General features: G+C 64.0%; 10 protein-coding genes. 5 read left to right on the plus strand and 5 right to left on the minus strand.

Annotated elements, in window-relative coordinates:
- Positions 1-10: 10 nt before the first annotated feature.
- From A3A9_RS0129455 to A3A9_RS0129475, 5 genes are read right to left on the minus strand one after another with little or no spacing between them, the layout of a single operon-like run.
- The gene (locus A3A9_RS0129455) at positions 11-1,282 is read right to left on the minus strand and encodes a CaiB/BaiF CoA transferase family protein (protein ID WP_027061840.1); all 1,272 of its coding nucleotides are present in this window, start codon (positions 1,280-1,282) and stop codon (positions 11-13) included.
- Positions 1,283-1,319: 37 nt separating this feature from the next.
- Positions 1,320-2,351: an ABC transporter ATP-binding protein gene (locus A3A9_RS0129460; protein ID WP_051371243.1), complete on the minus strand. Its 1,032-nt coding sequence runs from the start codon at positions 2,349-2,351 to the stop codon at positions 1,320-1,322.
- Complete coding sequence (locus A3A9_RS39690; RefSeq protein ID WP_051371261.1) at positions 2,348-3,403, minus strand: ABC transporter ATP-binding protein; 1,056 nt, start codon at positions 3,401-3,403, stop codon at positions 2,348-2,350. The genes A3A9_RS0129460 and A3A9_RS39690 overlap by 4 nt, the downstream gene beginning before the upstream one ends.
- A gap of 23 nt (positions 3,404-3,426) precedes the next feature.
- Positions 3,427-4,269 (minus strand): ABC transporter permease, encoded by an 843-nt coding sequence (locus tag A3A9_RS0129470; protein ID WP_082222275.1) that lies wholly within the window; start codon positions 4,267-4,269, stop codon positions 3,427-3,429.
- On the minus strand, positions 4,269-5,282 hold the full coding sequence (locus tag A3A9_RS0129475; protein ID WP_027061843.1) for an ABC transporter permease: 1,014 nt from the start codon (positions 5,280-5,282) through the stop codon (positions 4,269-4,271). The genes A3A9_RS0129470 and A3A9_RS0129475 overlap by 1 nt, the downstream gene beginning before the upstream one ends.
- 186 nt (positions 5,283-5,468) lie before the next feature.
- On the opposite strand from A3A9_RS0129475, the gene A3A9_RS0129480 reads away from it, so the two are divergent.
- From A3A9_RS0129480 to A3A9_RS39695, 5 genes are all read left to right on the plus strand, one after another.
- Positions 5,469-6,278 carry an IclR family transcriptional regulator gene (locus tag A3A9_RS0129480; protein ID WP_027061844.1) on the plus strand — a complete coding sequence of 270 codons (810 nt, stop codon included), beginning with the start codon at positions 5,469-5,471 and terminating at the stop codon, positions 6,276-6,278.
- 176 nt (positions 6,279-6,454) lie between these two features.
- Positions 6,455-7,894: a GH39 family glycosyl hydrolase gene (locus A3A9_RS0129485; protein WP_063827797.1), complete on the plus strand. Its 1,440-nt coding sequence runs from the start codon at positions 6,455-6,457 to the stop codon at positions 7,892-7,894.
- A complete protein-coding gene (locus A3A9_RS0129490; RefSeq protein ID WP_027061846.1) occupies positions 7,887-9,236 on the plus strand; it encodes a glucoamylase family protein in 1,350 nt (449 codons plus the stop codon). The genes A3A9_RS0129485 and A3A9_RS0129490 overlap by 8 nt, the downstream gene beginning before the upstream one ends.
- Positions 9,226-10,755 carry a mercuric reductase gene (locus A3A9_RS0129495; protein WP_027061847.1) on the plus strand — a complete coding sequence of 510 codons (1,530 nt, stop codon included), beginning with the start codon at positions 9,226-9,228 and terminating at the stop codon, positions 10,753-10,755. Before A3A9_RS0129490 ends, A3A9_RS0129495 begins: the two co-directional genes overlap by 11 nt.
- Positions 10,756-11,009: 254 nt before the next feature.
- The gene (locus tag A3A9_RS39695) at positions 11,010-12,191 is read left to right on the plus strand and encodes a glycosyltransferase (protein WP_245279150.1); all 1,182 of its coding nucleotides are present in this window, start codon (positions 11,010-11,012) and stop codon (positions 12,189-12,191) included.
- Positions 12,192-12,213 lie beyond the last annotated feature (22 nt).

The raw sequence follows: 12,213 nt of genomic DNA on the forward strand, positions 1-12,213 counted from the left end.
CCGTGAAAGGTCAGGCGGGGACAGGCTCGGCGGCAGGCGTGTAAACGCTAATGGCGCCGGTGCCGATCAGTTGGTCGATGGTCTCGGGGCTATAGCCGAGGATATCGGTCAATATGGCGGCTGTGTCCTGTCCGAGCATGGGCGGCGCCGTGAAGCCGGCGGTCAGTTGCGCGGCAAGCCCTTGCGCCGGCCTCACCATGGCGACGGAACCGAGATGCGGATGCGGCAAGGTCTGGATGAGACCGCGCTCGCGCACATTCGGGCTGTCGAAGACTTCCGGTATCGATTTCACCGTGCCGGCCGGCACGCTGGCGGTCGCACAGGCGGCCATCCAGTGATCACGCGGCTTGGTCCGGAAGACCTCCACCAGTTCGGGAATCAGTGCCTCCCGATTTGTGGCGCGTGCCCCGGCCTTGATGAAGCGCGGATCTTTCGCCAGATGGGGCAGGTCAACCACCTGCTCGCACAATGCCGCGAATTGCCGGTCATTGCCAACGGCCAGCGCGAAGCCGCCGTCCGAGGCTTCAAAAATCTGATAGGGGACGACCGTCGGATGCGCATTGCCGTAGCGGGCGACCTCGCGGCCGGTGTTGAGGTAGCCGCTGCCGACATTGATCAAGAGGCTGAGCGCACAGTCGATCAGCGACAGGTCGAGGAACTGGCCCTTGCCGGTTGTCGTGCGCTCGTAAAGCGCGGCCAGTATCGATTGTGTCGCGACCATGCCGCAGACCACGTCGGTGATGGCGACGCCGACGCGCATGGGCTCGCCGTCACTCTCGCCGGTGATGGCCATCAGGCCGCTCTCGGCCTGCATGACGAAATCATAGCCGGGCCGGCCGGCATCGGGTCCGGTCTGGCCGTAACCGGAGATCGAGCAGTAGATCAGCCATGGATTGGAAGCGCTGAGTTCCCTGTAGCCGACGCCGAGGCGGTCGGCGGTGCCGGAACGGAAATTCTCGACGACAATGTCGGCCTTGGCCGCCAGTTCGCGCACGATCGCCAGGCCTTGCGGGCTCTTCATGTCGAGCGCGATGCTCTGCTTGCCGCGATTGGCGCAGAGATAGTAGGTCGAGACGCCCTTGTAGCTTGGCACCGACCAGGCGCGGGTGTCGTCGCCGCCATCGATGTTCTCGATCTTCCAGACTTCGGCGCCGAGATCGGCGAGGCTCATCGTCGCCCAAGGACCAGCCAGCACACGCGAGAGATCGAGAACCTTGATGCCTTCGAGCGGCAGGCGTGCACGACCCGCCGAGCTGGCATCATTGGTCTGGGCTTCAGTCACATCGCAATCCTTCGCGGGTAAATTCGGTGCCGGCCTGTCAGACGGTCCTGAAGGTGTTGACGGGCTCCGGGAAATGACAGGCGACCCGATGCGTACCACCCGCCGGATCGAGCGGCGGCTCGACAGAGGCACAAATGGCCTGCGCCTTGAAGCAGCGCGTGCGGAAGCGGCAGCCGGAGGGCGGATTGAGCGGGCTCGGCACGTCGCCGGTCAGCACGATCCGCTCGCGCTTGCGTTCCTTCTCGGGATTGGCGAGCGGCACCGCCGACAGAAGTGCCTGAGTGTAGGGGTGCAGCGCCCTGGAATAGAGCTCGGCCGCCGGTGCGATCTCGACGATCTTGCCGAGATACATCACCGCGACCTGATGCGAGATGTGGCGCACGACGGAGAGATCATGGGCGATGAACAGATAGGAGGTGCCGAAGGACTGCTGGATGTCCTTGAGCAAATTGAGCACGCCGGCTTGCACCGAGACGTCGAGCGCCGAGACCGGTTCGTCGAGGATGACCACTTGCGGGTTGAGCGCGAGCGCGCGGGCGATGACGACGCGTTGGCGCTGGCCTCCCGACAGTTCGTGCGGGTAGCGCTTGCCGTGCTCAGGATTGAGCCGCACCAGTTCGAGCAGTTCGGCGACGCGGGCGCGGCGGTCCGCCTTCGACATGTCGCTCATGCGCAGCGGCTCGGCGATGTTGTCGGCGATGCGCATGCGCGGATGCAGCGACCCGTAAGGGTCCTGGAAGACGAGCTGGATGTAGCGCCGCATCAGGCGCATGTCCTCGTGATTGAGCGCCAGAAGATTCTGGCCGCGGAACCAGCTTTCGCCGCTGGTCGGCTCGATCAGCCGCATCAGGCAGCGTCCGAGGGTCGACTTGCCGCAACCCGATTCACCGACCAGGCCCAGCGTTTCGCCCGGTGCCACGTCGAAGGAGACATCAGCGACGGCGCGCACATGGGCAACCGCGCGGTCGAAGACGAGGCCGCCGCGAACCGGAAAATCCTTGACCAGATGACGCACCGAAAGCGCTGCTTCCGGCTTGGCTTCGGCTTGAGTTTGCTCCGCTGCGCTCATGGGATCAGGCTTCCAGTCTCAAGGCTTGCCGCTGCCAGCGCAGCGCTGTGGAAGGGCGGCAAGGTCGTCGCGAAATGGCAGGCCGAGAACCGGCCACCGATATCGCGCAGCGGCGGGTCTTCGGTCCGGCAGCGCGCCTCGGCATGGATGCAGCGCGGATGGAAGGCGCAGCCGCCTGGCAAGCGGCCGAGTGCAGGCGGCGAGCCGTCGATCGAGAACAGCCGGTCACGACTTTCCTCGAGATTGGGGATCGAAGCGATGAGGCCGCGCGTGTAGGGATGGCGCGGATCGGCGAACAGTTGCGACACATCAGCCTGCTCGACCACACGGCCGGAATAGACGACCGCGACGCGGTCGGCATGGCCGGCGACGACGCCGAGATCATGGGTGATCAGCACCAGGCCAAGGCCGAGCCTCTCCTGCAGCGAGCGCAGCACGTTGAGGATCTGCGCCTGCACCGTGACGTCGAGCGCCGTGGTCGGCTCGTCGGCAATCAACAAATCGGGATCGTTGGCGACAGCCATGGCGATCACCGCGCGCTGGCGCATGCCGCCGGAGAATTCATGCGGGTACTGGCTGGCCCGACGTTCCGGCTGCGGGATCGACACCAGGTTCAGCAATTCTACCGCGCGCGCCATGGCCTGCTTGCGGGTCACGCGCTGGTGCAGCCTGACCGCCTCGGCGATCTGGGCGCCGACGGTCATCACCGGGTTCAGTGAGGACAGCGGATCCTGAAAGATCATGGTGATGCGCGCGCCCCTGATCTTGCGCATTTCGCGCGCCGGCTTGCCGACCAGTTCCTCGCCCTTGAAGCGCACCGAGCCGGTGACAACCGCATTCTTAGAGGTCAGGCCGAGAGCGGCAAGCATGCCGACCGATTTGCCCGAGCCGGATTCGCCGACGATGCCGACCACCTCGCCCTTGGCGACGTCGAGGTCGATGCCACGCACCGCTTCGAATTGGCTGCCGGCCTTGCGGAACCCGACCCGCAGGCCGCGTATGGACAGCAGCGGCTCGCGCTCGCCCGGCTTTTCGGCTGCGCCGGTGCGCATGGGAAGTACCTGTGCGCTCATCGTTAGTCCGACCTTGGATCGAGAATGTCGCGCAGGCCGTCGCCGATGAAGTTGAAGCCGAGCACGATGGTGAGGATGGCGACGCCGGGGCCGAAGGCGATCCACCACTGATAGAAATGCACGGCGCCATCGGAGATCATCGATCCCCATTCGGGCGTCGGTGGCGTGGCGCCGAGGCCGATGAAGCTCAGCGATGCGGCCAGCAGCACGACCTGGCCGAGATCCATGGTGGCGCTGATCAGCACCGGGGTCCAGCAGAGCGGCAATATGTGCGTGAACAGAACGCGGCGCGGCCGGGCGCCGGCGGCGATCGCTGCCTCGACATGTTCGCGCTCCTTCACCTCCAGCACCTGCGCGCGCATGAGACGGGCGTAGACCGGCCACCAGACCAGCACCATGGCGATGGCCGCATTGCCGAGCCCAGGCCCGAGCGAAGCGGCGACAGCCATGGCGAGCAGCATTGGCGGGAAGGATAGCGTGATGTCGACCAGACGCATGATCGCCGCACCCGTCAGGCCGCCGACAAAGCCGGAGATGGCGCCGAGCAACGAACCGATGATGACGGCCGAGACGACAACCAGAACCGCGATCGGCAGCGAATGCGCCGCGCCGTGCAAGGTGCGGGCCAGCACATCGCGGCCAAGCGCATCGCTGCCCAGCCAATGCGTCCAGCTCGGCGGCTGCAGGCGACGTGCGACCATTTCGAGCGGATCGAACTGCACGACCAGATTGGCGAACACGGTCATGAACAGCCAGAACAGGATGACGACCGTGCCGATGACAAGCGGCGCGGTCAGCCATTCGGGGATGGCGGCGGAACGGGATTTGGAAACCACCGCCGACATCAGCTCAACCTCACCCGCGGATTGGCCACGACATAGAGGATGTCGGTGATGAGGTTGGTGACCAGGAAGGCCAGGCCGCCGACGATGGTGACGCCGATGATCGCCGGGAAATCGAGCGCGCGCGCCGCCTCGACCGCGTAGGAGCCCATGCCCGGCCAGGAAAAGATGGTCTCGGTCAGCACCGCGCCGGTGATCAGGTAGGCGAAGGAATAGCCGATGACGGTCAAGGTCGGCACCATGGTGTTGCGCAGCGCATGCACGATGACGACACGGAACTCGCTTGCCCCCTTGGCGCGTGCGGTGAGCACGAATTCGCGGCTCATCACATCAAGCATGTTGGCGCGCACCAGCCGCGATATGGTTCCCGACACCGTCCAGCCAAGCACGAAGGCCGGCAGCAGCAGATGCCACAACGCGTCCTTGAAGACGGTGAGATTGCCGGCCAACAGCGAATCAATGGTGAGGAAACCGGTGATGCCGGGTGGCAGTGCCAGGCGAGCATCGACCCTGCCCGGCCCCGGAAGCCAGTGCAGCATGACCGAGAAGACGAACAGCAGGCCGAGCCCCGACCAGAACACCGGAAGCGACGAGCCAAACAGGGCGAACAGCCGCGCGCCGTGATCGATCAGGCTGTTGCGGAAATAGGCGGCCAACACGCCAAGCACGATGCCAAGCGTGGTGCCGAAGATCATCGCCGCAAAAACCAGTTCGAGCGTTGCCGGCAAGCGATAGAGGATGTCGGTGCCGACATTGCGCTTGGTGATGAACGACGTGCCGAGGTCGCCGCTCAGCAGATTGCCGAGATATATCATATAGCGCTCCGGCAGCGGACGATCGAGACCCCAGCGGGCCTTGGCGGCGGCGACCACTTCGGGGTTGCTCATCTGCTGCTCGGCGACGATCGCGGTCAGCGGATCGCCCTTGGTCACCGTGGTGATCAGGAAAGCGATGGTGACGATCCCGAGCACCAGGAACGGCATGGCGATAAGCCGGCGCAAAATATAGCGGGACACGTGGCTACCTTCACAAGGACGGGCTTCGTAAGATGGCACAAGGCGCTGGAAGATGCCATCGAGGGGACATATTGACAGGCTGCAAAAGCCGCTGTCAATATAAATGGAATTTAATTTCATTTTTGACTGCACCGCGCCGGAGAGACCGGCCCGACAGGTGGACACTCCGCCAGAAAGACCGCCAGCGTGCGCAAGCGAGCGACCAGAGACGAGACGGAGCTTGACGGCGAAGGCGCGCAGCTTTCGTCCTCGCTGGTGCGCGGGCTCGGCATCCTGCGCGCCTTCCGGCCGGGTGACGCCGCGCTCGGCAATCAGGACATCATCGCGCGCACCGGCCTGCCCAAGGCCACGGTTTCACGCATCACCTATACGCTGAGCGCGCTCGGCTACCTCCTCTACGACAAGGATCTCGGCCGCTACAGCCTGGGGCCTGCGACCGTGGCGCTCGGTTATTCGGCGCTCAGTTCCAGCGCCGTCGTCCACATTGCCCGGCCGCTGATGCAGCCGCTGGCCGACCTGACAGGCGCTGCCGTGGCGATCGGCACACGCGACAGCCTCAACATGGTCTATCTCGCCAATTGCCGGTCGGAGAGCCTGGTCACGCTGCGGCTCAATCCGGGCTCCTATTTGCCGATCTGGAAGACCTCGATGGGGCTGGCCTACGCGGCGGGACTTTCACAGGAGGAACGCACCGATCTCGTGCAAAGGCTGCAGGAAGCGGAACCCGACAAGGCAGCCATGATCATTGCAGCCATCGAGGATGCGATCGCGCAGCACGCACGGCTTGGCTATGTGACGTCGTTCGGCGCCTGGCACAGCTATATCCACGCGGTCGGCGTGCCGTTTCGCCCGCGCGACGGCTCGCCGCTGGTCGCCCTCACCTGTGGTGGCATCGGCGAGATCATCACCGAGCAACGCGCGCATGCCGAAATCGGTCCGGCGCTGGTGGCGATGGTCGAAGCCCTGCGCCAGCAGCTTGAGGGAAATCACGAATAGTCCAGGCGGACGGTCAGCGTCGACATCGTTCCGTTGTGCCGTCTCCCAGAGGTTCGTCACAGCAAGGCAGCGACTACAAATCCGCGTGAGCAGGCAACGAATGCGGCATGGTCGGCGTATGGTTGGCAATGCAGTGCATACGACAGGCAAATAGTCCTTCAGACAGTTCCACGGGCGTGACCTTTCGCTGTGATCTCGGCGTCAAAGGCAAGGACTTCCCGCATTTCTGGGAGCATACGGTCGGCAGTGGCCATGCGACGCTGGCGCTGCGTGCGGACTGGCAGGCGCAGATGCGCCGCGCGCATGACGAACTCGGCTTTCGCCATGTCCGTTTTCACGGCCTGCTCGATGACGATATGGGTACGCTCATCGATCAGGACGACCAGCCGCTCTATTCGTTCTTCAATGCCGACCAGATCTTCGATTTCCTGCTGTCGATCGGCATGCGGCCCTTTGTCGAGTTGAGCTTCATGCCGACGATGCTGTCGTCCAGCGGACAGATCATCTTCCACGACCGCGCCAATGTCAGTGCGCCGAAGGATTACGGACAGTGGGCGACCCTTATCTTCAAACTCGTTGGCCATTGGGTTGACCGCTACGGCCTGGAGGAGGTGCGCCAATGGTCCTTCGAGGTCTGGAACGAGCCCAATCTCCAAGCGTTCGGCAGCGGCAGGCAGGAAGACTATTTCAAGCTGTATACCTATACGGCGAAGGCCATCAAATCCGTCGACACGCAATTGCAGGTCGGCGGTCCGGCCACCGCGGCCAATGCCTGGATCGGCGAGTTCATCGCCTACTGCACCCAGAACAGCCTTCCAGCTGACTTTATCAGCACCCACCACTACCCAACCGATGCCTTTGGCCAACCTGGCGACGACACCGAAACCCAGCTTTCAGTAAGCACGCGAAGCGTGTTGCGCGAGCAGGCGCGCACCGCGCGCCAGCAAGCTGGAGACCGTCCGCTCTATTACACCGAATGGTGCACGTCTTCGAACCCGCGCGATCCCCTGCATGACGAGCCTTATGCCGCCGCCTTCATCGTCAAGACGGTGATGGAAGCAAGGGGGCTGGTTCAGGGCTATAGCTACTGGACGTTTTCGGATATTTTCGAGGAGAACTATTTTCCCTCCGTGCCGTTTCATGGCGGTTTTGGCCTGATGAACCTTCACGGCATCGCCAAACCGGCTTACCGTGCCTTTGAAATGTTGCACGGACTTGGAGCGGAAATCCTGCCTGTGGAAGGTAACCACCCGACTGTCGACAGCTGGTGCGTGCGTGACCGGAATTCGCTGACCGTGCTGATCTCCAATTTCGCCTTGCCGCGGCATCCAATCGCGGACGAGATCGTCCATATCGAACTCAAGAATGCGCCCATGCCCACCGCCGCAATCATCCGGCGGATCGATGCGGGAAATGCCAACGCCAAGGCGCTATGGGCGACGAAGGGAAAGCCTGATTATCTGAGCCCGGCAATGGTCGAGCAATTGCATGCGGCCTCGGCAATGCCGGAGCAGGAACAACCGGTCGCCTGGCGCGACCGGACCCTTGGATTCGATGTGACCGTGCCGCCGCTGGGAGTCGCGTCCATCAGGCTGGAGTTTGCATCGTTTGCCTAAAACAGAACCTGCCGCATTGTCCGATGACGAGCTTCTGGACCGCTACCAGCGCGCCGCCTTCGATTATTTCCTGGAGAATGTGAACCCCGACAACGGCCTGGTTGCCGATACATCGCGGCCGAATTCGCCGGCCAGCATCGCCGTCGTCGGCTTCGCCTTGTCCTGCTATCCGATCGGAGTCGAGCGCGGCTGGATGACGCGTGCGAGGGCGGTCAAGCTGACGCTTGCCGCGTTGCGCTTCTTCTCTGCCAGCCCGCAGGGCAGCGGTGAAGAGGTCACCGGCCACAAAGGCTTCTATTACCACTTCCTCGACATGCGGACTGGCCTGCGCGTCTGGCGCTGCGAACTGTCGATGGTGGACACAGCACTGCTGATCGCCGGCGTGCTGGTGGCAGCTTCCCATTTCTCGGGCGACGACGAGTCGGAAACCGAAATCCGCCAGCTGGCCGAGACGCTCTACCGGCGTGTCGACTGGCGATGGGCGCAAGGCAGCACTGCGACCTTGCGCCAGGGTTGGAAGCCGAAGAGCGGTTTCCTGCACTATGGCTGGGAAGGCTACAACGAGGCGACGATCCTCTACGTGCTGTCGATGGCCTCGCCCGACAGCCCGACCTCCGACGACAGTTACGATGCCTGGACGGCGACCTACCAATGGGAAAACATCTACGGCCATGACGTGCTCTATGGCGGGCCGCTGTTCATGCATCAGTTCTCGCATGCCTGGATCGATTTCGCCGGCATTCGCGACGCTTTCATGCGCGAGAAGAATTCCGACTATTTCGAAAACAGCCGGCGCTCGACCTACCTCCAACGCGACTATGCCCGCCACAACCCTTATGGGTTCGAAGGCTATGGCGAGAACCTTTGGGGGCTTTCGGCTGGCGACGGGCCGGGCGGCTTCCGCGCCAGCGTGGAGCGTCGGCGCCACCGCTTTTCCGGCTATGCCGCGCGCGGCGCACCGTTCGGGCCGGATGACGGGACGATCGCACCATGGTCCTATCCGGCGTCGTTGCCTTTCGCACCTGACATTTGCCTGGCCGCCTTGCGCCATCTCGGTGACCGCTATCCCGAGGTGATCGACAATTTCCGGCTGCCGAGCGGCTTCAATCCGACATTGGCCAACCGGCGACAATTCGGCCGCAACGGCTGGGTGTCGGAAGGTCATTACGGGCTGGACCAAGGCATTGTGGTGATGATGATCGAGAACCATCGCTCGCGCCTAATCTGGGAGCTGCTGCGCTCCAATCCGCACATCCGCCGCGGCCTGGGCAAAGCAGGCTTCACCGGCGGCTGGCTGGCGCAACCGGCAGGCTCCGCTTCAGGGGGCCGCGATGCCGCGTAAACGGTCAAAGGCCGCCGCCTTCCCCGTCGATCGCAACGACGTCGAACTGGTCCGGTGCGCGCATCCGCAGCACTGGAAAAACCCGACCCCCGACGGTCCCTACAATCTCGTCGTCATCGGCGCCGGGCCGGCCGGGCTGACCGCGGCGCGTGACGCCGCGCGCCTCGGCGCGAAAGTCGCGCTGATCGAACGCGGGCTGATCGGCGGTGCCTGCACAAATGTCGGCGGCGTCCCGTCGAAGTCGATCATCCGCACGGCCAGGCTCTATGCCGACATGCGCGATGCCGAGAGTTTCGGCGGTCACACGCCGGAGCGCCTTCATGTCGACTTCGAGCGGGCCATGATGCGGATGCGGCAGATCCGGCAGCGGATCAGCCGCGCCGATTCGGCCGCGGCCATCACCGCCGAAGGCATCGACCTTTATTTTGGCGAAGCGCGCTTTGCCGGACCGGATTGCGTGGTGGTCGCGGACAAGACACTGCATTTCAAGAAGGCATTGCTCGCGACGGGCGCGCATCCGAGCGGGCCCGCGATTCCGGGACTTGCCGAGGCCGGCTATCTCGATAATGAGAGCATGTTCAACCTCACAAAATGCCCCCCACGGCTGCTGGTCATCGGCGGCGGGCCGCTTGGCTGCGAGACGGCGCAGGCCTTCTGCCTGCTCGGCGCGAAGGTCATCCTGGCGCAGAACGATCCGATGTTCCTGCCTGGCGAGGAACGCGACGCGGCGCAGATCCTTTCGGACGCGCTGGCGCGCGAAGGCGTCGAGGTGCGCCTGAACACTGAAGTGGTGGCGGTACGGACGGAGCGCGGCAAGAAACTCGCCGACCTGCTGCGCGACGGCGATACGACGACGATTTCCGTCGACGAGATCATCACCGGTGTCGGCCGTTCGCCCAATGTCGACGATCTCGACCTGGAAAATGCCGGGGTGGCGTATGACGCCAACGGCATCAAGGTGGACGATCACCTGAGGACCACAAACCCGCACATCTACGCGGCGGGCGATGTGTGTCTCGAATACAAGTTCACCCATACCGCCGAGGCGACGGCGCGCATTGTTGTGCGCAATGCCCTGTTTCGCGGGCACGAAAAGCTCAGTGAGCTCGTCGTTCCCTGGTGCACCTATACCGATCCGGAGATCGCCCATGTCGGCCTCTATCCGATCGAGGCGCGTCGCAACGGCATCCCGGTCAAGACCTATACAGTGCTGATGCATGATGTCGCCCGTGCCGTGATGGACGGCGAGGAGGAGGGGTTCGTCAAGATCCATGTCCGGGAGGGATCCGACCGCATACTGGGGGCGACGGTCGTCGCCAGCCATGCCGGCGAGATGATCAATGCCGTGACGCTCGCCATCAAGTCGGGCATGGGATTGCATGCCTTGGCCGATGTCATCCATCCCTTCCCGACGCAGGCGCAAGGCATCAAGATGGCGGGCGATGCCTACAGGCAAACCCGGTTCACCTCCTTGCGCAGGCGACTTGCGGCGCGCTGGCTGGCTTGGTCCAGGCGATGATCTTTTCATCCGGATTCTGCCGGCACGAATTGTGACCGTCTCGCCAGGCGGGGCACATCCGACGACCCAGGGATCATCCAGCGCTTGACGAAAGCGCCATTCGTCTAAACAAGTCGAAGCTTATTTCCATGGCTTCGGGGGCCTCGTGAATGCCATCTGCGATTGAGCCTGCAACGCAGCGCCGTGGGCGCTCGCCTTGAGCCGCATTGGCGCGCGACCGGATATTACCATGCCGGCGCGCAGCAGCGAACAGCGTGCTGATCGTGTCCCACGAGCCGGCCTTTCCGCCAACCTCCGGCGCGGACCTTAGAAACTATCGCAATGCCGCGATCGCGGCCGGGTTCGGACCGGCCTGCCTGGTCTCGGTGCTGCCGCGGGCCAGCGCCGCGAAGCTGCCCGATCCGTTGATCCGCGCCGAGGCGCTATCGATCGAGGGCGAGGCCCGTACGGCTTCGATCGGGTGGTGGCGCATCAGGGCCGAGCATCGCATTTCGCGTGCAGCCCTGGCACGGCTCGAGGCTCTGGTTCGAGACTTTCGTCCGGACACCGTCGTGGTCGAGAGCATCGGCCTGTTCAAGCTGCTGCAGCCGTTGCGGCCGCTGGTGCGGCAGCTCATCCTCGACATGCACAATGTCGAGTCCGACCTGGCTCAACAAATAGGCCGCACTGAAGCGACCGGGCCGCGCCTTGCCGCGATCGCGGCATCTCTGGGCATCAGGCGTCTCGAAAGAAAGGCACTCGCCATTGTCGACAGGATCTGGGTCTGCTCGAACCAGGACCGCGACAAGCTGACGGGCCTTTCCCTGCGCAAGGTGCCGATCGATGTCGTTCCCAATGGAATTCCCAATGTCGAGGACATTCCGCAGACGCTGCCCACCGAAGCCGCGACCGACAGCGGCTTCCCGGTGATCCTGTTCATCGGCCATCTCGGCTATCCGCCAAACGTCGACGCCGCAGAGCGATTGGCCCATGCCATATTACCCCGTATCCGGCAGGCTTTGCCCGGCGCCAAGCTTGTTCTCGCCGGACGCGGCCCGAAGGCGACCGTGCGGGCACTGGCCGGATTGCCTGATGTGGAACTCGTCGAAAATCCCGAAAGCGTGGCGCCGCTGCTGTCCCGCGCCCATCTCAGCATCATCCCGCTCAGAGCGGGCGGCGGTACGCGCATCAAGATCCTGGAGGCGATGGCCTGGGGCGTGTCGGTGATCGCGACACCGCTGGCGGCCGAGGGCCTGGAGCTGGTCGAGAACGACGAGGTGCTCTTGTCGGCCACCGACGAAGGGCTTGCCGATGGGGCCATCGGGCTGTGTCACGACGCCCAGCGCCGGACACGACAGCGCATGCGCGCGCATCACGCCGTATGGGCAACGTTCGGCCCGCAAGCGATCCGCGATGCCATCCGTGCCGGGCTTGAACTGGAGAATGACGGCACATGACAATCTCCCGCCCCATGAGCCG

Source organism: Mesorhizobium loti CJ3sym (genome assembly GCF_000472785.1).
Classification (GTDB): domain Bacteria; phylum Pseudomonadota; class Alphaproteobacteria; order Rhizobiales; family Rhizobiaceae; genus Mesorhizobium; species Mesorhizobium loti_E.